Source organism: Trinickia symbiotica (genome assembly GCF_002934455.1).
Classification (GTDB): Bacteria; Pseudomonadota; Gammaproteobacteria; order Burkholderiales; family Burkholderiaceae; genus Trinickia; species Trinickia symbiotica.
In genome coordinates, this window is sequence record NZ_PTIR01000002.1 from 47,098 (window position 1) to 71,975 (window position 24,878).

Sequence of the window (24,878 nt, forward strand, 5' to 3'; positions counted from 1 at the left end):
TCAGAGCATCGGCGAAGTCCGGTTCAGGATGGTCTTCAACGCGAAGCTCGATCGGATGTGTTCGACGCCTGGAATGCGCGTTAGCGTCTTGCTGAGGAAGCTCTGGTATGAGTCCAGGTCGGGTACCACTACGCGCAGGATGAAATCGGCATCGCCCGTCATTGTGAAACAGCTCATGACCTCCGGTGCCACCACGATCTCCTTCTCGAAACGCTGGATTGCCGCCTCCGACTGGTTCTCGAGCGTCACCGATATGAATACGGTGAGCCCGCCGATCAGCTTGCGCTCGTCAAGATGCGCGAAGTAACCGCGGATGTATCCCTGCTCCTCCAGTCTGTGCACACGCCTGAGCGTGGGCGTGAGCGACAAACCGATTCGCTCTGCCAAGTCGCGCCAACTAAGGCGCCCGTCCGCGGAAAGTTCGCGCAGGATTTTGAGGTCGATCTTGTCGAGGTCGTGTGGCACGGCAAACATTTGTGGCTCTCGTTAGGGCAACTGCACTAGACGGCCCCACGGTTGGATCGCGTTTTGGTGCAAGCGATCACAGTGAAGGGCATAAGCTTGAATTCTTTAGGTGACAACGAATCTAGTCATGAAGTATCTCGAAGAGCCTGTCCGCAAGGACGTTTCGGTATTGACGCTGAGAGCCATGCGCGATGCCGGCGAAAGGATCGCCATGCTGGCTTGCTACGATGCGAGCTTTGCATCCATGCTCGACCGATGCGGTGTCGATGTACTGCTCGTGGGAGACTCTCTCGGCAATGTCGTCCAGGGGCACTCGACGACATTGCTCGTCACGATTGGACATGCGGTCTACCACACAGAAGCCGTGGCGCGTGGCGACCGCACCGCGCTCGTGGTATCCGATCTCCCTTTCGCGACGTACGCGACACCTGTCCAGGCGTTCGAGAACGCGGCACGCCTGATGCGTGCGGGAGCGCAGATGGTCAAGCTCGAAGGGGGGGCGTGGCTTGGCGAGACGGTCCATTTTCTTGTCGAGCGAGGCATCCCCGTTTGCGCGCACATCGGGCTGACGCCCCAGTCGGTTCATGCACTCGGTGGTTTCAGGCTGCAGGGCCGGACCGAGCCCGCTGCAATGCGTTTGATTGAAGATGCACTCGCTCTGCAGGATGCGGGCGCACAGATGATCGTCATGGAAGCCATTCCTGCGGAATTGGCCGCCGAGGTGACGGCGCGCCTGGCCATTCCCACGATCGGCATTGGCGCGGGCGTACATTGCTCCGGACAGGTGCTGGTACTGCATGATGCGCTCGGTGTGTACCCGGGGCGGACGGCCAAGTTCGTCAAGAACTTCATGGATGGTCAAACCTCAATCGAAGCGGCGATCAAGGCTTACGTCGCGGAAGTAAAGGCAGGCACCTTTCCCTCGGCCGAACATTCCTTCTCGGCTTGACCGTCTCGCCGCGGCACTGCCGCGGCGAGTGTCCGCAGCGAGGATCCGATCGGCCGAACCGACCCGAGCAGTTCCTGCGACTTCGATCACTCGCCTGTGAAGTTCGGCTGCCGCTTCTCGCTGAACGCGAGCACGCCTTCCGCATAGTCCTTGCTCCATCCCATTTCACGAATGAAGGTGGCTTCCATCGATAGCTGCTGCTCGAGCGAATGTCCGCTTGCGGCTTGGACGAGCTGACGCGTCCGTATCAGCGCCTTTGTCGGCATGGATGCCAGACGCTCTGCGAGGGCGTCGATGGCGGACGCAAAATCGGCATCATCGATCACATCCCAAATGAGTCCCCACTCCGCGGCCTTGGCGGCGGGCAGCTTGTCGGCGAGCATCGTTAGACCCATCGCGCGCGCGGAGCCGAGACGGTTCGACAGGAACCACGTGCTGCCGGTGTCCGGCGTGAGGCCAATTCGCGAGAACGCTTGCAGGAAGTACGCCGAGCGCGTGGCGACGACAATGTCGCAGGCAAATGCCAAAGCGGCTCCGCCGCCCGCCGCGAGTCCATTGACGGCGGCAACGGTCGGCATGTGCAGGTTTTGCAGCTTCAGCACGAGCGGCTTGAAAAGCCGCTCGACCAGATTGCCGATATCCGGCTGCTTGCCATCTACCAGCCGCATAGCCGGGTCCGTGAGGTCCTGGCCTGCGCAGAAGGCACGGCCGGCTCCCGTGATGACGAGGACGCGAAGCTGCTTGTCCGCCTGTATGTCATCCACCGCACGATGGATCTCGAGCATCGTCGACTCGTCGAGGCTGTTGAGCTTGTCGGGGCGATTCAGCTCGATTCGCGCGATCGGCCCGCTGGTGATGACTTTGATCATGTTGAACGTCATGGTGTGTTCCGACTGGGCAGGAAGAAAAGAATGCCTCGACCGGCCGGCCGTGCACGTCACCAGTCAGTCCCATGCGGTCAACGATAGCTCCTCAAGCCATATATGTCAATATCATGATGTATAAAGATGAAATGGCGTCGTACGAGTGGGCGCTTTGAGGCGGAGACCGGCGAAAAAAGGCAGGATGCAGATGTTTTTTGAAGTCGATAGGCGGCCGGGCCCGCTTCGCATGCGATGCTTTATTTCGGCTCTGGCGCGAGAGGCATGTCAGGCCAGTTGTTACGCGGGCGTTCGCTTTGGAGGAAGCGGCTCAAGGGATGACGTTGGTGAGGGAGGGGCAAGTCCGTTGCAACTCGCCAATGCCAAACGAGGTCGAGCGAGTTTCCGTCCCGCCCGGGACAGGCGTTCAGTCGCGCGCGGAAAGGGCGGAGGCGCTCAGTTGCACGATAGCGTCGGGCTCGAGATTGACGGCGTCCATCCCTTTGTTGAGTTGATTCAGAAAGTGAACCAGCGACACCTTGTCGTCGAACCGGAAACTGGCGAGAGCTTGTCGGTAGAACTCGTAGATCTTGGGTTGCAGGCTATCCCAAAATGCTCTCCCGTTAGTGGTGAGCACAACTTTCTTCGCGCGTCGGTCGACCGTATCCGCGATACGCACCACATGCTCCTCTCTCTCGAGCCTCTTCAGGACGCCATCGAGGCTTTGGCGGCTAACCACCAAGTAGTCCGCGAGTTCGGAGAACGACATTCCCTCGGCTACCTGCGCGCGCGACAGGGCGCCGAGGACGGCCCACTGCACGGTTGTGATGCCGAGCGCTTTGATCGTCTGCCTGTCGAGCGTATTGCCCGCCTGAAACAGGCGGAAGAACAGTCGATTGTGAATTGACGAGACAGATTGATCGTATGAGGAGTCGATGTTTGCCATGGGATGATCTGGGAGGCGCGGTGCGCCGGTACAACGCCGCAATGCCTGTATTTTAAGGCGCGGTTTGCCCCGACCCGTTTCACGTGGCCGCGCGACTTCGGGGCCGACCGGAACAACCGCGCGCTTCGGCAGTCGCCGGCAAGGCGGCAAGGCGTGAATGAGACATATACGTGACACGGGAGGGGTGTCGCTCAGCGAAGAGTGTACATCAAGTATGGAATTGGTCTCGATGGAAACGATTAAACATGTAATGATGTTGACGTAAATGCGATCCTGTCATAGAGTGCCGACACGATGCCACAACGCGACGGGACACTTCATGACGACGTTCGACAAGCTCCTTACCCCGCTTACCGTCGGATCGACCGTGCTGCCGAATAGGATGGTCATGGGCGCCATGCATACGCGGCTGGAAACGCTCGATCGCCCGCATGAGCGGCTCGCTGCGTTCTATGCTGCGCGTGCGGCCGGTGAGATCGGCCTGATCCTGAGCGGCGGCTTTTCTCCGAATCCCGAAGGCGTCATGGAGGAGGGCGGGCCACTATTCAACAGCCCTTCCCAGCTTGAAGAGCATCGCGTCGTGACACGTGCTGTCCACGCGGCCGGTGGAAAGATCGTCCTGCAGATTCTGCATGCCGGACGCTATGCCAAGGTGCCATATTGCGTTGCTCCGTCCCCTGGCAAGGCTCGCATCAACACCTATTCGCCGCACGCGCTGACCACCGACGAGGTGCGCGAGACGATCGCGGACTTCGCCAATACTGCATCGCTGGCGGTGGACGCGGGGTATGACGGAGTCGAGATCATGGGTTCCGAGGGATATCTGCTCAACGAATTCACTGCAGCGGTGACCAATCACCGAGACGATCAATATGGCGGCACCTTCGAAGGGAGAATCCGCTTTCCGCTCGAGGTGGTCCGTGAGGTACGCGAGCGCCTGGGCAATCAGTCGATGCTGATTTACCGTATCTCTTCTATCGATCTGATCGACGGCGGCATGACCGGTGCCGAGATTGCGGCCTTCGCCAAGGAGATCGAAGCGGCCGGTGCGGATCTGATCAATACTGGCGTCGGCTGGCACGAATCTGCGGTTCCGACGATTGCCGCCTCCGTGCCGCGCGCCGCGTGGCGTGCGGCGATCGGGAACGTCAAGCAGGCCGTATCGATTCCCGTCATGGCGTCGAATCGTATCAACATGCCGGAGATCGCAGAGGAACTGATTGCCTCGGGCGTCGCCGACCTCGTATCGATGGCACGCCCGCTGCTCGCCGATCCGGATTTCGCGAAAAAGACACGCCTCGGAACGGTCGACGAGATCAACACGTGCATTGGCTGCAACCAGGCTTGCCTGGACCGCATCTTTACCGAGCGCTCCGCGACCTGTCTGGTCAATCCGCGCGCGGGACGTGAAATCGAGTTTCCGACCGGCGAAGCCCCGACCCCCAAGCGAATTGCCGTGGTGGGCGGTGGTCCGGCTGGCATGGCCTTCGCAATCAGCGCCGCTGAACGCGGGCATCGCATCACGCTGTTCGAGGCGGAGTCTCGACTGGGCGGACAGTTAAACATGGCCAAGGTCGTTCCCGGCAAGGCGGAATTTCACGAGATGCTGCGCTACTTCCGCGTTCGCCTCGAGAGACTGGGCGTCACGCTGCGCATGGGCGAGGCGGCTACGTCCGACCAACTGATCGGCGGGCAGTTCGACGAGATTGTGCTGGCGACAGGGGTAATGCCGCGTGTGCCGGACTTTCCTGGCGTCGATCATCCAAAGGCTGTTTCATATATCGATGTGTTGACGGGCAGGGTTGTAACAGGTCAACGCGTCGCCATCATCGGCGCAGGCGGCATCGGTTTCGACGTTGCCGAATTCCTGCTGGGGGAGCCGAATGAGTCGCTCGAGAGCCGAGCGTTTTTCGAAGCGTGGGGCGTCGATCCCGACAATACCACTCCGGGGGGACTTGCTCGGGCCGCCGCTCATGCCGCACCTCGCCGCACGGTACACATGTTTCAGCGCAAAGCGGAGCCGCTCGGCAGGCGGTTGGGCAAGTCGACGGGCTGGATTCTGAAAGCCAAGCTTCGCAAGGCCGGCGTCATGATGATTTCGGGCGCGACGTACCACTCGATCGATGATGACGGGTTGCACTACACGGTCGATAGCGCACGGCATGTTTTGCCGGTCGATCACGTGGTGCTGTGTGCGGGACAAGATTCCAATCGCAGCCTGTATGACGAGCTGATCGCACGACGCATCGAGCCGAGGCTGATCGGCGGCGCCGATGTGGCTAGCGAACTGGATGCTTTGCGGGCTATCGATCAGGCTACACGGCTCGCCGTCACCATTTGAACGCTATATTCACCCGCACGATACACGTTGCGTGCCGTGGTCGACGCTTGCCGACGGTACAGGAAATACGATGATTCGCGATCAGGAAACGCTTTCTCTACTTATCGATTCACTGTCGCGCTTTGTGCGCGAGCGGCTCGTTCCGGCGGAGGATGAGGTTGCCGATTCGGACGAAATTCCCGCCGAAATTATGGGTGAGATGCGCGAGCTCGGCCTGTTTGGTCTGACCATCCCCGAGGAGTTCGGCGGACTCGGCCTGACGATGGAAGAAGAGGTGCTTGTCGCGTTCGAGATCGCTAAGACGTCTCCCGCCTTCCGGTCAATTATCGGTACGAACAACGGAATTGGCTCTCAAGGATTGATTGTTGATGGCACCGACGAGCAAAAGCGATGTTATTTGCCGAAACTGGCGTCAGGCGAGTTGATTGCATCCTTCGCGCTCACCGAACCTGATGCCGGCTCGGACGCCGCTTCCCTTCGCACGACGGCGGTACGCGATGGCGACGATTACGTGATCAATGGCACGAAGCGCTTCATCACGAATGCGCCGGAGGCTGGCATTTACACCGTGATGGCACGCACCAATTCCGAAATCAAGGGCGCGGGCGGTATTTCGGCATTCATCGTCGAGAAGGGCACGCCGGGGTTGTCACTCGGGCGGCTCGACAAGAAGATGGGGCAGCGGGGGGCGCACACCTGTGACGTGATTTTCGACGACTGCCGGGTCCCAGCCATCAACCTCATCGGTGGCAAAGAAGGCGTGGGCTTCAAAACGGCGATGAAGGTGCTGGACAAAGGCAGGCTTCACATTGCGGCGATTTGTGTGGGCGCGGCCGAGCGCATGCTCAATGACGCGCTGCGCTATGCCATGGAGCGGCGGCAGTTCGGCAAACCAATCGCGGAATTCCAATTGATCCAGGCGATGCTCGCCGACAGCCGTGCCGAAATCTACGCGGCCCGCTCGATGGTCTTGGATGCGGCACGTCGTCGCGACAACAAGGAAGACGTTTCGACGGAAGCCTCGTGCTCCAAGATGTTCGCATCGGAGATGTGCGGCCGGGTGGCGGACCGCGCCGTGCAGATCCATGGTGGCGCGGGATATGTGTCCGAGTACGCTGTCGAGCGGTTCTATCGTGACGTTCGTCTGTTCCGCATTTACGAGGGGACCACGCAGATTCAGCAGATCGTCATCGCTCGAAACATGATTCGCGATGCCGCGCAATAGGGCATTGTTTCCGGTCTCGGCCGGCGTCGCCCAATGCACCCCGGGGTATCAGATTGAAGCCTCGAATTTTCACCATCGGCACATCAACGGTATGCCGTCCACGAAAAGTTGGCGATCGCAAGCCATGCGAAGGCGTTCATCGATGCGGGCCTGCGTGCGTCGAATGTCAACGCGTCGGTGACTCCCCGCGATTTTCGTTCTCCACACAACGTGCCAGCTTGATCGTCTCGCGCGTCGCATGCAGTACCTCGTCGGACAGCGGCAGATCGGTTTTCGCAACCGCGCGTGCCACAGCGATCGCACCGATTTGGGCCGCTACCGAAGCAACCGCCAACTGGCGCTTCGCTGCGGCCGGCATTCCCGGGTGCAGTGACCCCTCCACGATCGCGACTTCTTCGTTGAATGCCTTCGCGAACCTGTCGCTGACGGCCGGACCCTGGCGCGCCGCCTCGCTGGCCGAGGCAGTCATAGGACAACCCGTCCCCAACCTATCTCGCATGCCGGCTGAGAAGAGAGCGTCAAGATAGTCCTCGAACGTCGGGTGTCGATCGCCTGCCCACGCGCGCATCCCGGCCATGCTGCCGGCAAAGCCTGCCGAAAAGGCTTCAGCCGCGAGCGCGTCCTTGGAGGGAAAGTGCGCGTAGAGCGCGCCATGCGTCAGTCCTGCCGCCTTGGCAACTTCCGCTACGCCTACGCCGTCGACCCCTTTCTCGCGAAACAACTTGCTCGCAGCCTGGAGCAGCGCACGTCGATTAGCGTCCGCCTTCTCCTTGGAAACACGCATTGTCCACTCCGTGATGTTCAGTCGAAATATTAGTTGTGGTCGCCATGAAAATCAATTATTGTGGCCACAATCAATAGAAAAAATGGAGCCGATGATGAGCGATCGACTCGAACTGGCGCTGGCTGCGCATGGCGGTCTCGACCGCTGGGGGCGAGGCGACGCAGGCAAACAACCCCGCAACCATCTGAACGGAGAATGATGTCATGCGTTACAAGCTTTTCGGCAAGCATACCGGCCTGCGAGTCTCCGAGCTGGTGTTGGGAACGGGTAATTTCGGCACACGCTGGGGCTATGGAAGCGAGCCAGACGAGGCGCGACGTATCGTTGACGCCTATGCGGAGGCCGGCGGCAATTTTATTGATACTGCCGACAGCTATCAGTTCGGCGAGGCAGAGGAAATTCTTGGAGAGCTGCTCGCCGGCCGTCGAGACGAATTCGTGCTGGCCACAAAATTCTCGCAGCGCGCTAGTCCTCACGATGGCATCCTCGTAACTGGCAACAGCCGAAAGGCCATGATCTCGTCCGTCGAGGCAAGCCTGCGGCGACTCAAGACCGATCGCATCGATCTGCATTGGGTGCACTATGCCGACGGCGTCACGCCGATCGAGGAGATCGTTCGCGGTTTCGACGATCTTGTCCGCGCTGGCAAGATTGTCTACGCAGGGCTATCGGATTTTCCCGCCTGGCGCGTTGCACGTGCTGCAACCCTCGCGGAGTTGCGAGGCACTGTTCCAGTGGCTGGACTTCAGGTCGAGCATAGCCTCGTCGAGCGCACCACAGAGCAGGACCTTCTGCCGGCTGCACGTGCGCTTGGGCTTGGCGTCGTAGCCTGGTCTCCGCTTGGTGGCGGTATGCTGACCGGTAAATACCGCAAAGGCGAAAAAGGGCGCGCCGAAGGGTTCGGCGGGAAGGTGTTCCAGGCAGAGAACTCCGGGCAGCGGAGCGCCATTCTCGACACACTGATTGCCGTTGCAGACGAAGTCGGCGTGACGCCGGGCGAGGTCGCCATTGCTTGGGTCGCGGCCAAGGGTTCGCTGCCAATCATTGGACCCCGAACCGTCGCTCAGCTGCGCAGCAATCTCGCTGCGACAAATGTGACGTTGACTTCAGATCAGATCGCGACGCTCGATGGGGTGAGTGCTGTCCCGCCGATTTTTCCGTACACGTTGCTCGACAATCCGACGAACCGCCAGCGGATATTTTCCGGCCAGCTCGATCGCTTCGATGCACCGATAGAGCCAGTGGCGTGATCTAGGGGAATGGTCAGTCTTTCGTCGTAGTTCTCGTTATTGGTGCTGCGCAAAGAACTGTTCTGACTGAATTGAGCAGTAACGGGCGGCGCAGTGATGTGCTTGCGCCGTGACCGTCGGCGCGGTCGGTTGTAGTGGAGTGTGTGTATATGCACTGAACGCTCAGGCGTGGGTCGGGCCTCTCGATCCCACAGGTTAATTTTCCGAATGAAGGGATAGCCATGGAAGCTGAAGTCGTAATTTGCAGTCCAGTCCGTACGCCGATCGGGGCATTTGGCGGGTCGCTCAAGGATGTGCCGGCAGTAGAGCTTGGCGCTGTCGCGGTCCGCGAGACCCTGCACCGCAGCGGCGTGAGTGCGTCGAAGGTCAACTCGGTCGTGATGGGCAACGTGATCCAGGCTGGAAACAAGATGAACCCCGCGCGGCAGGCAACGATCGGCGCCGGTTTGCCGGCAGAAGTGCCAGCCTTGACCGTGAATCGTGTTTGCGGCTCCGGGGCGCAAGCGATCGTCAACGCGGCGCAGGAGATCTGGCTAGGGTTTGCCGATGCATCGGTGGCGGGCGGGATGGAAAGCATGGAGCGCGCACCGTACTTGCTCCCGAATGCTCGGTGGGGGCAGCGGATGGGGCACGCCAAGATCTATGACAGCGTGTTGCGTGACGGCCTCGTCGACGCGTTCTCCGACGAACACTCGGGTTGGCACACCGAAGATCTCGTCGCGGAAATGGCAATCACGCGCGAACAGCAGGACAGTTGGGCTGCCCGGTCTCAGCAGCGGTTCGCCGCGGCCCAAGCGCGGGGCGCGTTCGGCGACGAAATTGCCGGTGTGGAAATCAAGGTCAAAGGCGGAGCAACGGTGTTCTCCCGAGACGAGCCGCCGCGCCCCGACACGACGGTCGATGGGCTCGCGAAGCTACGGCCCGCATTCCGCGCGAACGGGACGATCACGGCAGGGAACGCGCCTGGGCTCAACAGCGGGGCTGCCGCGATGCTGGTGACGTCGCGCGCGTTCGCCGACGCGCATGGCATTTTGCCGGCGGCACGCCTGGTTGCTTACGGCGTGGCGGCGGTGAAGCCCGGTATGTTCGGTCTGGGTCCCGTCCCGGCTGTCAAAATCGCGCTCGAACGCGCTGGGTGGAAGCTGTCAGACGTCGACCGGATCGAAATAAACGAGGCTTTTGCGGCGGTGCCGATTGCGGTCATTCGAAAGCTCGATCTCGCGGAAGACATCGTCAACGTAGAAGGCGGAGCGATTGCTCATGGTCACCCGATCGGCGCCACAGGCGCCGTTTTGACCACTCGCCTGATTCACTCGATGCGCCGGGATAACCTGAAACGCGGCATTGTGACTTTGTGTATTGGTGGAGGGCAGGGGATCGCCCTCGCTATCGAGACACTGTGAGCGGCACGCACGATTGCGGTTTTTGCAGAAGTCACTACGGAGAAGAATAGTGTTGCTGTTCGATGTGCGTCGCGCGCCTGTTCGGTCTCTAGCATGACGAGTTTCTGCACGATTTCAAGTCGGACGGCCGCCTGATTGATCTGCGAGCGCAAGGCGACCTCGCGCTCGGTGCTCGGCTCGCAGCGCTTCGCGCTTTATGAGAATGCGCTGTCTGTGTGTGCCGGTAAGGTGAACTGAAAGACGGCGCCGCGAGGCACGCTTGCACTGGACGACAACGTGCCCCCGTGTGCTTCCACGATTGAGCGACAAATGGACAGTCCCATGCCCATTCCGCCGGCCTTAGTCGTGAAGAATGGCTCGAAGAGGCGGTCGGCGTTCCCCGATGCCACACCCGGCCCCGAATCGCGCACCGTGACAAGGACGCCGGTCTGCTCGTGTTGGCTTGTACCGATGAGGAGTTCTCGCGGTCCGTCATCAACGGCGGTCATTGCTTCGATGGCATTGATGATCAGGTTCATCACGACCTGCTGGAGCTGAACGCGGTCGCCGTCGACGAGCGGCAGGTCGTCCGCAAGCTGCGTCCGGACCGAGACGTTGTTCTTCTCGGCCTCGCCGCGCGTCATGGCAATGACCTCACCAATCGCCTCGTTGAGTTGCAGCGTCTCCTTGCACGTCGGGGCATTTTTGACGAGGCCACGAATTCGATTCATGACTTCGCTGGCGCGCGTTGCGTCCTTGATGATGTGGGCAAACGCCTGCCGGGCTTCCTCCAGATTGGGTGGCTGCGCGCTCAGCCAACGCAGGCCTGCCGCTGCATTGGTGGCGGCCGCGCCGATCGGTTGCTTGACTTCATGAGCGATTGAGGCTGCGAGCTGCCCCATGGTCGTGACGCGGTTCGCATGCGCAAGCGCCATCTCCACCTCGAGATATCGCCGCTCGCTATCGCGCGCTTCGGCTTCGGCCCGCTTGCGGTCGGTCAGATCAAGCACGAACGCGACGCCTTGGTGCCGGCTGTCTTCGAAGCTCGCCACACCGATCAACACGGGCACGCGGCTGCCATCCTTCCTCCAGTATTCCTTCTCGAACGGTTGCACAGTCCCCGTTGCCTGAAGTTCCGGGATCCAGTGTTGCCTGTCAAAATCGAGCCAGTCGGGCGGCGTCAGTTTCGTCCAACGCAAACGACCGTTGACGAGATCGTTGCGGTCGAATCCGACGATACTCAGGAACGCGTCATTGGCCTCTAGAATCTGCCCCTCGAGATCCCATATGAAAATCCCGACAATGTTGGCGTCGACAAGTCGCCGGATCTTCGCTTCACGTTCTGCGAGCTCGCGATACAAGCAAGCATTCTCCAGCGTAACCGCGGCCTGCGAGGCAAGCAACTTCAGCACCGCGATCCTGGCCGGTGCAAAAACGCCTGGAGCCAGATTGTTCTCGAGATACAGTGCGCCGATGAGCCTCGCCCGGCTGATCAAGGGCACGCACAGAATCGAGCGAACTTGACGAATACTGATGTATGGATCCGCCGCAAACGAAGCTTCTGCGGCTGCATCACGGACAATGACACTCTCCCCGGTACGCAAGACATGGTGGAGAACCGTCTGCGGCAACGCCTGCGCGGCCGCAGGCTCGTCGCATAGTTCCACGACGACTGTGTCAGGACACGTCGTCGCGCGTGCCTCGATCCGCGGCTCGGCGCCATTCGACAAAACCAGCAGTCCGTTCTCGGCACCCGCCTGTTCGATTGCGGTGCGCATGAGCGCGTGGAGCAGTTTGTCCAGGACGATCTCACCCGAAACTGCCTGCGACACCTTGATTACCGTCCCAAGGTCGAGTCGATCGACCGGCGTCCCGATTGTACTCGTCGCATCGGGCAGAGATTCTTCTTTCCCGAGTTGCGGATAAGCTTCTTCGAGTTGTCGCACCTTGCCGTCGGCTCCCCAGCGCAGATAGCAGTACCGGGCGTTGCGCAGGTACGCATGTGAAATGATCTCGAAGCCTCGCGCAGCATGGAACCGCGCTGCAAGCTCGCTGGCGAGCGCTTCGTTGTTAGGAAAGTCGTTTGCGCGAGCCGAGCGGATTGCTTGCTCGTAGAGTCGTTCGGCGTCAAGCTCGCGCCCTTCGAGGCGGGCAATTTCCGCGTGCACGAGGGCCGCCCGGTTCTCGAAGTTCTCCGGACAGTTCCCCGCCCATACGGCAAGCTTTTCGTCGTGAACGGCGAGGGACGCCAAGTGTTGCTGCCGCTCGGCGGCTGTTGCGTCCTCGCAGCTTGCAGCCGAGGAGAGCGCGGCGTAGAAGTGGTACTCCGCTTCCTCGTAAAACGTTTCGGATGTCCAGAGCAGCTGTTGCGCCCTCGACGAGGCATCCATGGCAGCCGCATAGTCGCCGGCAAGATAGCGCCCCTGCAGTTTCCGGGTCCAGTACCAACATTCGGCGATCGCTAACGCCCGATTGCCAGATAGGTGCTGCTCGAACCGGCGCTCCTCGAACTGTCCGTCATCGAAGCACCCGAATTTCGACGTCAGGCCGCGAAGCGTGCGGATCAATGCAAGCTGTGCCGTGATGATGTCGATCACGAGACCATATTGCGCGCTTTCCGCAAACGCGAGACCATGTTCAGCTTCGCGTTGCACCTCGACGAGCGGATTACCCGCGAAGAGAAGATCCGTGTTCAGGTTGTTGCACGCGTAGGCCGCATATTGGACGTCGCCCATCTTGTTCGCGGCTTCGAAAGCGCGACGCAACAGGTCGCGGCAGAAGCGCACATGTTTTGTCCAGCGCATCACAAAAGCGGCGAAGCACAAATAGGTGCTCGCCTCGAAGCGCTTCAACCCATGTCGTTCGACGAGTTCATAGCCGAGCTGGCCGAATCGAAATCCCGTGTCGTAGTTGCCGAAATACGGTCCTGCGATTTTGCCAAGCATGACATAGGCGAAGCACGACGCATCGCAGTTGCCGCGCTCGAGACTCAAATTCACCGCTCTGCAGACTGTAACGGCAACCAGGTTCGCATCCGTAAAAACAGCCGGTGGCAACACCTTATTCAGAACACCGACCGTTGCGAGCGAATCGGGATCGCTCATGAGCGGCAATTCGATGAGGCTCTCGATCGTTCGGTCCACAAGTCGGGACCAGATCTGCTCATACTCGCGCCGCGCCTCTTCCTGCGTCGGATGAGGTGACAAATCGATACCCACGTGCCGCAAGTAGTCGAGCGCAACGGCAACGGCTCGATCGCTGCGATCGAGTGTCGTGCACACGTCCATCTGCACACATGCGACGCTCGCGCGCTCGACTGTATTGGTCGCGCGGTTGGAGAGCGCAGTCAAGCGCTCGTCCGCGGCCACCAGCTCGCCGGTCAGGAACTCGCATTCCGCGCGTTCCAGCTCCAGCGCGAAGATAAGGTCGCGTTGGCGCTGCCAGCCATCGTCGCCCAGCAGCGCCGTGCCCACGACGAGGTGCTTGAGCGCCGAGACGTAGGCCGTCGAAGCTTTGGCACGCCGGCCTGCAGTCAAATTGAACTCAGCGAGCCGTTCGCGCTCCTCACACGAAGTGATCAGGCGGACGGCGCGGTTCAGTTGACTGACGATCTCGAAGATCGACGCCTCCCGCTTCTCGGGAGGCGTCAGCGCAGCGAGCAGTCGTCCTATTCGAAGGTGCACCTCGCTGCGCAGTTCCTCCGGAATCAGCGAATAGGCGGCTTCCTGAACGCGATCGTGAATGAACCGGTAAGCGCTCGCGAGGCGCTCGACTAATTCGTGATGGACGGCTGGCCATAGCACCGCGTGAACTTCTTTGTCGCTAATCCCGAGAACGATCGAAAGTGTGCCGATCTCCGCAATGTTTCCAAGACAAGCCAGCTGCTGCAACGCTCGTTGCGTCTCGGCTGGCAGACGGCTCAACTTCGCAACCATGAGCTCGACAATGTTATCGGTGTATCCTTTCGCGTGAATCCGGTCGAGGTCCCAGGACCAGCGCGCCGCACCATGCTCGAAGGCGAGCATTCCCTCATCGGCCAGCGAAGACACGAACTGAATCGCGAAAAACGGATTGCCACCGGTTTTCGCATGTACCAGTTGCGCGAGCGGCGCGGCGCGCGCCGACTCGCAGCGAAGAGTGTCCGCGATCAGTTGCCCGAGATGCGCCGCGCCAAGTGGCACAAGCGTGATTTCGAGCACCTTCCCGCCAGCGGTCTTGATGGCTTCGAGCCTGCGCGTGAGCGGGTGCTCCGGGGTGACTTCGTTATTGCGATAGGCGCCGATCAAGATGAGGTGCTGCAGATCCGACTGGGTCAGCAGAGCCTCGAGCAGATCGAGTGTCGCTGCGTCGAGCCATTGCAAGTCATCGAGAAAGAGCGCGAGAGGATGCTCCGGGCGGGCGAACACACCGATAAAGCGTCGGAACACGAGCTGGAAACGTCGATGTGCGTCCTGGGAAGGAAGCTCGGGAACCGGTGGCTGGTCTCCGATGATGAGCTTCAGCTCCGGGACGACATCGACCATGAGTTGCCCGTTCGGACCAAGCGCCTCGAGCAGTGCGTCGCGCCAACCGCCAAGCTCGGCGTCGCTCATGCCGAGAAGCGGCCGCACGAGACTTTGAAAGGCCTGAGCAAGGGTCGAATACGGAATATCGCGCTTGTACTGATCGAACTTGCCCGCGGCGAAGAGCCCCCGCGACGGCGCCAGCACCTGATGCAGCTCGTTGACGACGGAGGACTTGCCAATCCCCGAATATCCGGACACGAGCACGAGCTCCGGAGTCCCATTTTGGGCGACGCGATCGAACGCGGCGAGCAGTGCCTCGACCTCGCGGGCTCGTCCGTACAGCTTCTCCGGAATCAGTAACCGGTCGGGCATATCCTGTTGCCCCACCGGAAAGTCCTCGATGCAACCGCGGGCTTCCCATTCGGCCAGGCACCGCCGCAAATCGCGCTCCACGCCGACCGCCGTCTGGTAGCGCTCCTCGGCCGTTTTCGCGAGCAGTTTCATGACGATGGCCGAGACCGCCGCCGGGAGATTTTCTAACCGCTCGCTCGGCGGCACCGGCTTTCTCGCGATATGGCAGTGCACCCACTCCATGGGATCTGTTGCGGCGAATGGCAGGGAGCCCGTGAGCATCAAATACAGCGTGACGCCGAGCGCGTACAGATCGCTGCGGGCGTCGATCGAGCGGTTCATGCGGCCTGTCTGTTCGGGCGCCATGTAGGCGAGGGTGCCGGCAATGGTGCCGGGTGGTTCCGGCGCCTGTCGCTCGCGGGGCAGGCGCGATGCGATGCCGAACCCCATCAGCCGGGTCTCCCCGTCCGCACAGTTCACGAGAATGTTGCCGGGCTTGACGTCCTTATGGACAAGGCCGCACTGGTGCGCTTTGCCAAGCGCGGTGACGACGCTGATGGCGAGGCGCAGGAAGTGCCCTGTTTCCATGGGCGTACCGATGAGCCGGCTGAGCGGCTCGCCGCCCGCGTCTTCGAGCAAGAGCAGCGTGAGACCGCCTTCGCGTATGAGTTCCAGCGGCCGCACCGCCCATGCGCTGTCCAACTCGTTTCTCAAGCCGTATTCGTGCGCGAGACGGTCGAGAATGGCAGGCGTAGGATGCTCGGCGGCGGGCCGCATCGCCAGCGCCGAGGCGTAAGTGCCGTCGGCATTTCGGCGGCGTATCCGGTAGCAGATACGTTCGCCGTCGTCCCACAAAAACCGGGAGCTTCCAATCTCAGGCGCGGCGAACCAAGAAGACTGGGTCAAGCTTCTCGCCTCCACGTCGAGCCTATTGGCCGCTGTCTGGCCGCGCAGCTGTTTCGCGTTGCGTCGGGAGGACAGACCGTTCTGCAACTAAGTCTGCCACAGATGCAGGCGGCCTGACGATGCGAGTTTTTGCCTGACGTCGGACGGAAATCCGCATAGCGCTCGCGCACCAGCGCCATGGCGCGCGTCCGCAGAGCGATCGGCAACTCCCAGTTGGTCGGCTTGCTGCGCTTGCCAGACACCAGCCCAATCGGGCCAGAGGCTTCATAACGCCGACGCAGGCGGCTGATTTACCGTTCGCTCAGCTGCAGCCGTTCTAAAAAGCTCTTACACTTTCGGTTGATAATTTAGATTATGTCAAATCACATTTATGTTCGGGAGCGGCAGACATCCAACGTTGCGCGAGGCATTCGGGACGGCATCTGCTATCTTTCGCCGTCAACGTTCCCCTCGAGGTCCGGATGCTCCCAAAGCCAGTTCGAATGCTGCTCGCCCCCGTGCTCGCCGCGATCGCTGTTCTTGTGACTGCACCTTCGGTCCGCGCCTGCGACATACCGGCGGCTGTCCAAACCATCGATCCCCCCGGCTACTATGACGACGCCTCGGGTTACGCCGAGGCGGTCAAGCCAATGCGCAACTTCGTTTCGCGTCTCAATACGGCGGCAGGCAAAGGCGACTGGTCGTGTGCGTTGACCCTGCTGGACAGCTGGGCGCAGTCCGACGCGTTGATGGGTCACATTTCCGGTTATCAGGGCTACTACGAGCGTTCGTGGGCAGGAACGGATTTCGCAATGGTGATCCTGCACATGCCGCGAGGCTTCCGTGACGAGAACCGGGCGCGCTTCGCCGCGATCGATCCATGGCTCGAACGAATCGCTATCGCGACGCGCGATGCCGAAGCGATCAACCATCTGCATAACAACCTCGTCTACTGGGCGGGCCTGAATCTGATCGCGATCGGCACAGTGACAGGCAACTCGAGCCTCTTCGATTCCGGCCTCCTGCGTATTCGCGAGGGCATCCGCGACATAGAGCCCGACGGCGCACTCGCACGCGAGGTGAAGCGTGGCAACCGGGCCCTGCACTATCACACGTTCGCACTGATTCCACTGGTGTTCGCTGCTGAATTGGCGCGCAGCCGCAATATCGATCTGTATCGGGAGAATGATGGTGCGATCGGCCGTCTCGCCAACCTTGTGATTGAAGCAGTAGACGACCCTCAAAGTTTCACGACGATTACGCCGATCAAGCAGGATCTCTTCCCGTGGACTTTCCGCGATGAGCTGTGCTGGGTTGAGCCGTACTATGCGCGGTTCAGGGACAGCCGTCTGCCGGCCCTCATCGCGCCACGCAGGCCGTTCGACGAATGGCGCCTTGGTGGAAACGTCACGGCATTCTGGGGCGCGCCTCTTCCGTAGGTGTCAGCCGGCCGGGCTGCTACGCTGGAGGCACTTGCTGAACTCACCTCACTGAAGGCCGGTCGGGATCGGGAATTATGCGCTGAAAGTATAAGCAGGAATCCTGGGCCGACGCTCTCACTCGTCACCGATGACGTCCGAATTCGTCTCCAGCCACATCGCATTCACGACGGCGAACGCCAGCGCCAGGCCGATACCGAGAATCCAGGTGAAGTACCACATGCATCCCTCCTTGTTACCTATGGCTCGATCGGCGTCGATCGATCAACGATCAATAGAGCGACGAGTCGCGCTCAATGTCTTCGGCCCTCACCCGGCCGAACATCACGCGATACGCCCACGTCGTATAAAACAGCACGACCGGCAGGAAGACAGCAACGGCGAAGAGCATGATCTGCAGCGTGAGCTGGCTCGAGGTCGCGTTCCAGAGCGTGAGGCTGTCGTCGGGCTTGGCCAATGACGGCATGACGAACGGGAACATCGACGCGCCCGCGGTGAGGATCACGCCTGCTACGCTAAGGCTGCTCGCAACGAACGCAACAACCCGCCTCTCTTGCGCCGCAAACCACGCGGAAGCGAGCGCTGCGCCAACGCCCAGCAAGGGCGCCGACGCCACCCAGGCAGAGCGGCCAAAGTTCTCGAGCCAAAGACCCTCGCGGGTCAACACGCTGCCGTCGGTCATGAGCTGATAGCCGTCGACGAACGAGGCCACCATCACGCCGGCAAGCACGAACAACACGACGGTCGCAAAGCCGGCCCAGACGTTGACTCGAGCCGCGCGCGCGGCTACCGGTCCGGATGCCTTTAGCTGCAGGAACGCCGAGCCGTGCATGACGAGCATCGAGATGCTGACCAATCCGCACAGCAAAGCGAACGGATTCAGCAAGGCCCAAAAGGTCCCATCGTAGGTCACGCGCATATCGGCATCGAAGCGAAACGGCACGCCCTGCAGCAGGTTGCCGAACGCGACGCCGAACACGAGCGCGGGCACCGCGCTGCCCGCGAACAGCGCCCAATCCCACGCGAAGCGCCAGCGCAAGCTCGACAGCTTGCTCCGATAGTCGAAGCCGACCGGCCGGAAGAACAGCGCGAATAGCACGAGCAGGAGCGCGACATAGAAGCCGGAGAATGCCGTCGCGTAGACGAGCGGCCACGCGGCGAAGGTCGCGCCGCCCGCAGTGATCAGCCAGACCTGATTCCCCTCCCAGGTCGCGCCGACCGTGTTGACGACGATCCGCCGCTCGGTATCGGTTCGCGCGATGAATGGCAGCAGCATGCCGGCACCCATGTCGAAGCCGTCGGTCAACGCGAAGCCGATCAAGAGCGCGCCGATCAGCGCCCACCAGATCACTTTGAGCACGTCATAATCGATCACATCAGTCCCCTTTCGAGTGCGTCAATAGACGCTTCGCCGCGCAAAGCCACGCTTGACGCCGGCGCGTCGTCGTCGACTGCCGGGCCGAGCCGCGCGTACTTGAACATCAGATACATTTCGATGACGAAGAGCGCCGTGTAGAACAGGACAAAGCCTGTCAGACTGAAGGCCAAGTCGCCTTTCGAGAGTGTCGAGACCGACAGCTGAGTGGGCAGCACGCCGGCGATCGTCCAGGGTTGCCGGCCGTATTCGGCGACCACCCAACCCAGTTCCACGGCAAGCCAAGGCAGCGGAATCGCGAGCACGGCCCAGCGCAGGAACCAGCGGTGCTTCGCCAAGAGCAGCCCACGCCGCGCGCAGAGCCAGAACGCGAAGCCGAAGGTGGCGAGCATCAGCAGGCCCAGCCCGACCATGAAGCGGAACGACCAGAATAGCGGCGCAACGCGCGGAATCGTGTCGGCCGCTGCTTGCGCGATTTGCGCGGGCGTCGCGTCGAGCACAGCGGGCGTGTAGCGCTTGAGGAGGAGACCGTAGCCGAGGTCGCCCTCGTGCGCGGCGAATTGCGCCGCGACGGCCGCCGAGGTATCGCCGCCGCGCAGCTTCTTCAGGGCGTCGTACGCAATCATGCCGCTCTTGATTTTCTCGGCGTTCTCCTCCTTCAATTGCTTGAGACCGGGTATCGGCGTGTCGGTCGAGCGTGTCGCAATGAGCCCGAGCATCCAGGGCACGCTAACCGTGTAGCGGGTGCGTTCGCGCGCTTGATCCGGGAGGCCGAAGATGGTGAACGCCGCCGGCGCCTCGACCGTATCCCACTCCGCTTCGATCGCCGCGAGCTTGACTTTCTGCACCTGGCCGGTCGTATAGCCGGACTCGTCGCCGAGCACGATCACGGAGAGCACCGAAGCGAGGCCAAAAGCCGCCGCGATGGCGAACGAGCGCAGCGCGAGCGGCGTATGGCGCCGCTTGAGTAGATACCACGCGGAAATGCCGAGCACGAACATCGAGGCGGTCACGTAGCCCGCCGAAACGGTGTGCACGAACTTCACCTGCGCGACCGGATTGAACAGCAAGTCGGACAGGCGCGTGAGCTCCATACGCATCGTATGGTAGTTGAAGTGCGCACCCGCTGGATTGTTCATCCAGCCGTTAGCCACCAGAATCCATAGCGCGGAGAGATTCGAGCCGAGTGCGACGAGGAACGTGACGACGAGGTGCTGCACTTTCGACAACCGGTCCCAGCCGAAGAAGAACAGTCCGACGAAAGTGGACTCTAGAAAAAATGCCATGAGCCCCTCAATCGCGAGCGGCACGCCGAAGATGTCGCCTACATAGTGCGAGTAGTACGCCCAGTTCGTGCCGAACTGGAATTCGAGCGTGATGCCGGTGGTGACGCCCATCGCGAAGTTGATCCCAAAGAGCTTGCCCCAGAAGCGCGTCATGCTCTTGTAGACCGGCCTGCCGGTCATCACGTAGACCGCTTCCATGATGACGAGGATCCACGAGAGCCCCAGCGTCAAAGGAACGAACAGGAAGTGATAGAGCGCGGTCACACCGAATTGCAGTCGTGACAGGTCGACGACGGTGTTATCGATCATGGCGGTTCTCTTCTGAGGAAGCGGGATGTCCGAGCAGGACTTGGGCGACGGCAGCACTACCAAAATGGTGGCCGCTGTCTTCGCTTCGCGCCGCCAATGTGTCGTACAGCGCCGCGAGCAGCAGGCACTTGATGAGTAGCGCAACGGATAGGTCACGGGCCAATGGGCGTCGGGCGGCGCGGCGGCGGATGCGCTCCAGCCAGGGTTCACCGTGGGCGAGATCGTTCGCCATTCATTTCTCCATGACCGAAACAAGATATTTCGGATGGAAGTCACTGTAGGCCGGCAAGTGCTGCTCGAATTGACGTACATCAAGCGCGACCATTCATGGCATTCGCAACTGCGATCTTTCAGGAACATGTTTCACAGCAGCGCCCGCTCAAGGGCGCGTCGCGGCCTTTCCGGGCTTTTTGCCAGCCGGTCTGCAGGTTTGGCATGTCCCTTGCCGAGCAGTTGATAGGCGGCGGGCATCGTCGATGACTTTCCTGCCGACCGGACGACCAGCATCAACAGGGAGGCATCCATGAAATTCATCAGGCCATTTATTATCGCCGTCGGCGCGCCACTGCTTATCGCCGGCCCTCTGGCAATGGCCCAGAACAACGACACGCAGTCCGGACAGGATCAGAACAGCGGCCAGAGTTCCCAATCGGGGCAGCAAGCGCCAGGCGCAACGGTTCGCTATGCGGACCCGAACGACAAAGCATCGTCCGCTCAGGGCACGCTGATGCAGAGGCGGGAACAGGGCATGTCGCCACAGGGCGGTGCTTCTTCGGGCAACGCTACCGGCAAAATTCCGCAGTAAAACGAACGTCGGGTGGCTAGTACGTCGCGCCTAAGGCATGCCGCGACGACGGACCGTCAGCGTCCCGACGACACAGGAAGGGCTGAGGCGTTGCGGAAAACCACAGTTCCGCAACGCCTCGCGGGACGGCGTGCCGTGCCTCCGTTCCAGGCATGCGCGTTGCACCCGTATTGCCACCGCAGCGAATGCGGCCAAGCCAACGGAGGTTCATATGAACAAGGATCAGGTGAAGGGTGTCGCTGAGAAGGCAAAGGGCAAAGTGAACGAATCGGTCGGCAAGGCCACAGGCGACGCCAGCCAGGAAGCGAAGGGCGACCTGCAGCAAGGCGCCGGCGAAGTCCGCAAGCAATACGGCAATGTGAAGGAGGACACGAAGGACGAGCGTCGCGGGCATCATTGACCGATGTGACATCCCTATTTCCCGCTTGGAGCGATGCGATCGGCAGGCCCCGAGGCCTCCGGTCGCATTGCACGCCGCGCGCGCAATTTCTGCAAAGTGACTTAATCTGACACACCAGATGATGAAATCCGGGCCTCCGAACAACTAATAGAGGAATGCGGGTGTTCGATCCGGGTCGACTTGGCCGTCTCGCCATTACGCGAGCCGGAACACCGCGACGGCCGAGCGCAGACGCGTCGCCTGTTCGTCGAGCGACGACGCGGCAGCCGCGGCTTCTTCGACTAACGCGGCGTTTTGTTGCGTGACTTCGTCCATCTGCGTGACGGCGCGGCTTACCTGCTCGATTCCCGTGCTTTGCTCATCGGACGCGGCCGAGATTTCCCCCATGATGTCGGCGACCTGACCGATCGATCGCACGATTTCCGTCATCCGCTCGCCTGCCACCTCGACGAGCCGGCTACCGTCGCTGACTTTCTCGACCGAGACCTGAATCAATTCCTTGATGTCTTTCGCCGCGGCCGCGCTCCGTTGCGCGAGCGAGCGGACCTCGGACGCGACCACCGCGAACCCGCGCCCGTCCTCCCCTGCCCGCGCCGCCTCGACCGCCGCATTCAACGCGAGAATGTTCGTCTGGAACGCGATGCTTTCGATTACCGAGGTGATGTCCGCAATGCGCACCGACTGCCGGGAGATCTCTTGCATGGTGGCGACGACTTGGTGCACGGCCGCTCCGCCGCGTTCGGTCGCATCTTTTGCGGTCGCGGCGAGCGAGTTCGCCTGGCGCGCGTTGTCGGCGTTCTGCTTCACGGTAGCAGTGATCTGTTCCATGCTTGCCGCGGTTTCCTGCAGCGAAGCTGCCTGCTGCTCCGTGCGTTGCGACAAGTCGAGATTGCCCTGGGCGATTTCGCCCGTGCCGTGTGCAATCGATTGGCCCGCCGACTGGATCTCGGCGATCATCGCGGCGAGTCGCGCCTTCATCTCGCCGAGCGCGGCGAGCAGGCTGCCGGCTCCGGCCTTCTCGGCGTCGAACGGCACATTCAGGTTGCCGGCCGCGATTTGGGCGGCGACATTGGTCGCTTGCGCCGGGTCCCCGCCGAGCGTGCGTCTGACGCTGCGCATGACGGCCCAGGCAATGGCCGCGAGCGCAGCACCGATGCCCACTGCGCAGACGCTGAGCATTGCGGCGAGCTTCGTGAATGCCGCATTGATGTCGTCGTAGAAGAAGCCGGTGCCGATCCACCAATCCCAGTCCGCAATCGCGACGACGCCTTGCAGCTTCGGCTCGACGTCCGCATCGGGGCTGCGCTTGATCAGAACGTCGACGAGTGCGAAATGCGATTGGGACATCCCAGCCCGGTATGCCTCGCTGTCGGTCATGCCGCTTGTCGTTCTGTTGCCTTTTGCCTTCGTGCCGATGAATTTCGCGTTCGGATGCACCAGATTGATGCCATCGGAGGTCGTGACCCAGTAATAGCTCTTCGTGTTGGCATTGAGCTGCGCCAGCGCTTCCTTCGCCTGCTGCTGTGCCTGATCGCGTGTAATCGTTCCGCGCGCCTGCAGCTCTCTGTACGAATTGACGAGATGCTCGGCTTTCGTCAGGAGAATGACGATCTCTTCGCGACGGCTATCTATCAGCGCGCTTCGCAGCGTCTGCAGCGCTATCGCGGCAAGCAGCACGACGCCGACCAGCGCCGCGACAACGAGCATCAAAAATTTCGTGGAAAGCTTCATGCGAGCGCCTCGCTCCGTTAACTAGTCAGTACATATATCGACACGTCGCGATTCTGACTTGAGCGACATCCGGTAGGTACTAACCCACGAAACGTTCGGCAACCGCACATTGCGGGATTGCCACGCCGCAGCCGCGTCGGGGAAGATTTTCGCGAACCCGAGCTGCTCGATCAGGAGGGCATTGTGCAAAGGCGCTAGCCCGGCAGAAAAACACCGATTGCCGCGATGCCCATGGCAAGCGTCGCGAGCCACCCTCCCCACGCGAGAGATCCGCTTACCGCGAATTGGCCCATGATGCGGCGGCTGCGCGCCATCATCATGAGGATGACCATGATCGGCACCGCCGTAAGACCATTGATGACGGCGCTCCAGTAAAGCGCCCTGACGGGATCGAAGTGCATGAAAGTGATCGCGACACCGCCGACGATCGCGCAGGCAATGACGGCATAGAACTGACGAGCCAGCATCAGATGCAGTGAAAGACTGCTGCGCCAGCGGAAGCTGCCGGCCGCGGCATAGGCGGCCGAGCCGGCCAGAACGGGAAGCGCGAGCATTCCCGTGCCGACGATGCCGAGTGCGAAAACGACATAGGCAAAACGCCCGGCAATTGGCTCGAGCGCCCGTGCGGCGTCCGCGGACGTTTTCACGTCGATGTGATGGAGATGAAGCGTCGCGGCCGCCGTCAGCATGATGAAGAACGCGATGACGTTGGATACGCCCATGCCGGTCCACGTATCGAAGCTGATTCTGCGCAGTTGCCTCGGCGCCTGCTGCGGCACCCAGCGCAACGGTCGTTGACCAGTCTTGGAATGCATCTCCTCGAGTTCTTGGGACGCCTGCCAGAAGAAAAGATACGGGCTGATGGTGGTGCCGAACACCGCGATGACCGTCGTCAGGTAGTCCGACGTCGGCAAGATGCGAGGCAGTGCAATGGCACGCGCGACCTCGCTCCATGGGATCGGCACGATCAGCGCGACAGCGACATACGCGAGCAGCGCCAGCGCCGTTCCTTTAAGAAAACGTGCATACCGGTCATAAGGAACGAAGATCTGAAGCACGAGCGAGACGCCACCAAGAACGACGACGTAAAGCTGCTCGGGGCCATGCACCAGCAATCCGACGGCCGCCCCCATCGCCGACAGATCAGCGGCGATGTTGATGACGTTGGCGGCCATCAACAGCAAGACCGCCCCGTAGAGCAGCCACTTCGGATAGTGCTCGCGCATGTTGGCCGCGAGGCCCCTTCCCGTTACCCGACCGATACGTGCGCTCACGAGCTGGATCGCCGTCATCAGAGGGTACGTCAGCAGGAGCGTCCATAGCAGGTCGAACCCGAACTGGGCACCGGCCTGCGAGTAGGTGCCTATCCCGGAAGGGTCGTCGTCCGCTGCGCCCGTTATCAGACCGGGACCAAGCCGTCGTATCCACGATCGTTCGACGGGATCGCGGACGATGTGCTCGGGCTCCAGAAGCTTGTTCCGATTCATTGGATGGGTCCCCTCCTGGAGATTGCCTCTGCAATTCCCGGACCTGCCATTCCTGAGTGCGCGAGTACAATGACTTCTGTTCAACGCTCATTGAATTCGGCTG

20 protein-coding genes are annotated in these 24,878 nt (G+C 61.3%); 8 read left to right on the top strand and 12 right to left on the bottom strand.

Going from position 1 to position 24,878, the window contains the following annotated elements; all coding sequences use genetic code 11:
• Nucleotides 1-474, bottom strand: a complete 474-nt coding sequence (locus tag B0G57_RS03950) for an Lrp/AsnC family transcriptional regulator (RefSeq protein ID WP_018439632.1) — start codon at nt 472-474, stop codon at nt 1-3.
• Between the two features lie 118 nt (nt 475-592).
• Between B0G57_RS03950 and panB the strand changes: the two genes are divergently transcribed.
• Entirely contained in the window at nt 593-1,414 is an 822-nt protein-coding gene (panB, locus tag B0G57_RS03955) for a 3-methyl-2-oxobutanoate hydroxymethyltransferase (RefSeq protein ID WP_018439631.1), read from the top strand.
• Nucleotides 1,415-1,500: 86 nt separating this feature from the next.
• Here panB and B0G57_RS03960 read toward each other — a convergent pair whose 3' ends face one another.
• Both B0G57_RS03960 and B0G57_RS03965 read right to left on the bottom strand, forming a co-directional pair.
• Entirely contained in the window at nt 1,501-2,295 is a 795-nt protein-coding gene (locus B0G57_RS03960; RefSeq protein ID WP_018439630.1) for an enoyl-CoA hydratase-related protein, read from the bottom strand.
• A 406-nt stretch (nt 2,296-2,701) separates the two neighbouring features.
• Nucleotides 2,702-3,220, bottom strand: coding sequence for a MarR family winged helix-turn-helix transcriptional regulator (locus tag B0G57_RS03965; RefSeq protein WP_018439629.1), 519 nt, complete (start codon nt 3,218-3,220; stop codon nt 2,702-2,704).
• 319 nt (nt 3,221-3,539) lie between these two features.
• On the opposite strand from B0G57_RS03965, the gene B0G57_RS03970 reads away from it, so the two are divergent.
• Nucleotides 3,540-5,561 carry an oxidoreductase gene (locus B0G57_RS03970; RefSeq protein WP_102606692.1) on the top strand — a complete coding sequence of 674 codons (2,022 nt, stop codon included), beginning with the start codon at nt 3,540-3,542 and terminating at the stop codon, nt 5,559-5,561.
• Between the two features lie 70 nt (nt 5,562-5,631).
• Nucleotides 5,632-6,786 carry an acyl-CoA dehydrogenase family protein gene (locus tag B0G57_RS03975; RefSeq protein WP_026229482.1) on the top strand — a complete coding sequence of 385 codons (1,155 nt, stop codon included), beginning with the start codon at nt 5,632-5,634 and terminating at the stop codon, nt 6,784-6,786.
• 166 nt (nt 6,787-6,952) lie between these two features.
• Here B0G57_RS03975 and B0G57_RS03980 read toward each other — a convergent pair whose 3' ends face one another.
• Nucleotides 6,953-7,570, bottom strand: a complete 618-nt coding sequence (locus tag B0G57_RS03980) for a TetR/AcrR family transcriptional regulator (protein ID WP_018439626.1) — start codon at nt 7,568-7,570, stop codon at nt 6,953-6,955.
• A gap of 203 nt (nt 7,571-7,773) precedes the next feature.
• On the opposite strand from B0G57_RS03980, the gene B0G57_RS03985 reads away from it, so the two are divergent.
• Both B0G57_RS03985 and B0G57_RS03990 read left to right on the top strand, forming a co-directional pair.
• Nucleotides 7,774-8,820 carry an aldo/keto reductase gene (locus B0G57_RS03985; RefSeq protein WP_018439624.1) on the top strand — a complete coding sequence of 349 codons (1,047 nt, stop codon included), beginning with the start codon at nt 7,774-7,776 and terminating at the stop codon, nt 8,818-8,820.
• 221 nt (nt 8,821-9,041) lie between these two features.
• Nucleotides 9,042-10,223, top strand: a complete 1,182-nt coding sequence (locus tag B0G57_RS03990) for a thiolase family protein (protein ID WP_018439623.1) — start codon at nt 9,042-9,044, stop codon at nt 10,221-10,223.
• A gap of 194 nt (nt 10,224-10,417) precedes the next feature.
• On the opposite strand, the gene B0G57_RS04000 is transcribed toward B0G57_RS03990, so the two are convergent.
• Nucleotides 10,418-15,964, bottom strand: coding sequence for a trifunctional serine/threonine-protein kinase/ATP-binding protein/sensor histidine kinase (locus tag B0G57_RS04000; RefSeq protein ID WP_223258536.1), 5,547 nt, complete (start codon nt 15,962-15,964; stop codon nt 10,418-10,420).
• A gap of 461 nt (nt 15,965-16,425) precedes the next feature.
• On the opposite strand from B0G57_RS04000, the gene B0G57_RS04010 reads away from it, so the two are divergent.
• Nucleotides 16,426-17,382, top strand: a complete 957-nt coding sequence (locus tag B0G57_RS04010) for a mannuronate-specific alginate lyase (protein WP_026229478.1) — start codon at nt 16,426-16,428, stop codon at nt 17,380-17,382.
• A gap of 117 nt (nt 17,383-17,499) precedes the next feature.
• Here the strand turns inward: B0G57_RS04010 and cydX are convergent, their stop codons facing one another.
• From cydX to B0G57_RS31070, 5 genes are all read right to left on the bottom strand, one after another.
• A complete protein-coding gene (cydX, locus tag B0G57_RS04015) occupies nt 17,500-17,604 on the bottom strand; it encodes a cytochrome bd-I oxidase subunit CydX (protein ID WP_018439594.1) in 105 nt (34 codons plus the stop codon).
• A gap of 49 nt (nt 17,605-17,653) precedes the next feature.
• On the bottom strand, nt 17,654-18,754 hold the full coding sequence (cydB, locus tag B0G57_RS04020; RefSeq protein WP_026229477.1) for a cytochrome d ubiquinol oxidase subunit II: 1,101 nt from the start codon (nt 18,752-18,754) through the stop codon (nt 17,654-17,656).
• Nucleotides 18,754-20,352, bottom strand: a complete 1,599-nt coding sequence (locus tag B0G57_RS04025; RefSeq protein ID WP_102606719.1) for a cytochrome ubiquinol oxidase subunit I — start codon at nt 20,350-20,352, stop codon at nt 18,754-18,756. The genes cydB and B0G57_RS04025 overlap by 1 nt, the downstream gene beginning before the upstream one ends.
• The gene (locus B0G57_RS30785) at nt 20,342-20,584 is read right to left on the bottom strand and encodes a hypothetical protein (RefSeq protein ID WP_146013306.1); all 243 of its coding nucleotides are present in this window, start codon (nt 20,582-20,584) and stop codon (nt 20,342-20,344) included. The genes B0G57_RS04025 and B0G57_RS30785 overlap by 11 nt, the downstream gene beginning before the upstream one ends.
• 131 nt (nt 20,585-20,715) lie before the next feature.
• The gene (locus B0G57_RS31070) at nt 20,716-20,886 is read right to left on the bottom strand and encodes a hypothetical protein (protein WP_158256597.1); all 171 of its coding nucleotides are present in this window, start codon (nt 20,884-20,886) and stop codon (nt 20,716-20,718) included.
• Between B0G57_RS31070 and B0G57_RS04030 the strand changes: the two genes are divergently transcribed.
• Nucleotides 20,876-21,157: a hypothetical protein gene (locus B0G57_RS04030; protein WP_018439591.1), complete on the top strand. Its 282-nt coding sequence runs from the start codon at nt 20,876-20,878 to the stop codon at nt 21,155-21,157. The genes B0G57_RS31070 and B0G57_RS04030 overlap by 11 nt on opposite strands.
• A gap of 211 nt (nt 21,158-21,368) precedes the next feature.
• Nucleotides 21,369-21,557, top strand: a complete 189-nt coding sequence (locus B0G57_RS04035) for a CsbD family protein (protein ID WP_018439590.1) — start codon at nt 21,369-21,371, stop codon at nt 21,555-21,557.
• Between the two features lie 195 nt (nt 21,558-21,752).
• Here B0G57_RS04035 and B0G57_RS04040 read toward each other — a convergent pair whose 3' ends face one another.
• Nucleotides 21,753-23,288, bottom strand: a complete 1,536-nt coding sequence (locus B0G57_RS04040; RefSeq protein WP_018439589.1) for a methyl-accepting chemotaxis protein — start codon at nt 23,286-23,288, stop codon at nt 21,753-21,755.
• 194 nt (nt 23,289-23,482) lie between these two features.
• Complete coding sequence (locus tag B0G57_RS04045; protein WP_018439588.1) at nt 23,483-24,775, bottom strand: NRAMP family divalent metal transporter; 1,293 nt, start codon at nt 24,773-24,775, stop codon at nt 23,483-23,485.
• Nucleotides 24,776-24,878: the final 103 nt, after the last annotated feature.

Coding starts and splice junctions, on each gene's coding strand:
- B0G57_RS03950 (WP_018439632.1), bottom strand. CDS start 474: ATGTTTGCCGTGCCACACGACCTCGACAAGATCGACCTCAAAATCCTG.
- panB (WP_018439631.1), top strand. CDS start 593: ATGAAGTATCTCGAAGAGCCTGTCCGCAAGGACGTTTCGGTATTGACG.
- B0G57_RS03960 (WP_018439630.1), bottom strand. CDS start 2,295: ATGACGTTCAACATGATCAAAGTCATCACCAGCGGGCCGATCGCGCGA.
- B0G57_RS03965 (WP_018439629.1), bottom strand. CDS start 3,220: ATGGCAAACATCGACTCCTCATACGATCAATCTGTCTCGTCAATTCAC.
- B0G57_RS03970 (WP_102606692.1), top strand. CDS start 3,540: ATGACGACGTTCGACAAGCTCCTTACCCCGCTTACCGTCGGATCGACC.
- B0G57_RS03975 (WP_026229482.1), top strand. CDS start 5,632: ATGATTCGCGATCAGGAAACGCTTTCTCTACTTATCGATTCACTGTCG.
- B0G57_RS03980 (WP_018439626.1), bottom strand. CDS start 7,570: ATGCGTGTTTCCAAGGAGAAGGCGGACGCTAATCGACGTGCGCTGCTC.
- B0G57_RS03985 (WP_018439624.1), top strand. CDS start 7,774: ATGCGTTACAAGCTTTTCGGCAAGCATACCGGCCTGCGAGTCTCCGAG.
- B0G57_RS03990 (WP_018439623.1), top strand. CDS start 9,042: ATGGAAGCTGAAGTCGTAATTTGCAGTCCAGTCCGTACGCCGATCGGG.
- B0G57_RS04010 (WP_026229478.1), top strand. CDS start 16,426: ATGCTCCCAAAGCCAGTTCGAATGCTGCTCGCCCCCGTGCTCGCCGCG.
- cydX (WP_018439594.1), bottom strand. CDS start 17,604: ATGTGGTACTTCACCTGGATTCTCGGTATCGGCCTGGCGCTGGCGTTC.
- B0G57_RS04025 (WP_102606719.1), bottom strand. CDS start 20,352: ATGATCGATAACACCGTCGTCGACCTGTCACGACTGCAATTCGGTGTG.
- B0G57_RS30785 (WP_146013306.1), bottom strand. CDS start 20,584: ATGGCGAACGATCTCGCCCACGGTGAACCCTGGCTGGAGCGCATCCGC.
- B0G57_RS04030 (WP_018439591.1), top strand. CDS start 20,876: ATGAAATTCATCAGGCCATTTATTATCGCCGTCGGCGCGCCACTGCTT.
- B0G57_RS31070 (WP_158256597.1), bottom strand. CDS start 20,886: ATGAATTTCATGGATGCCTCCCTGTTGATGCTGGTCGTCCGGTCGGCA.
- B0G57_RS04035 (WP_018439590.1), top strand. CDS start 21,369: ATGAACAAGGATCAGGTGAAGGGTGTCGCTGAGAAGGCAAAGGGCAAA.
- B0G57_RS04040 (WP_018439589.1), bottom strand. CDS start 23,288: ATGAAGCTTTCCACGAAATTTTTGATGCTCGTTGTCGCGGCGCTGGTC.
- B0G57_RS04045 (WP_018439588.1), bottom strand. CDS start 24,775: ATGAATCGGAACAAGCTTCTGGAGCCCGAGCACATCGTCCGCGATCCC.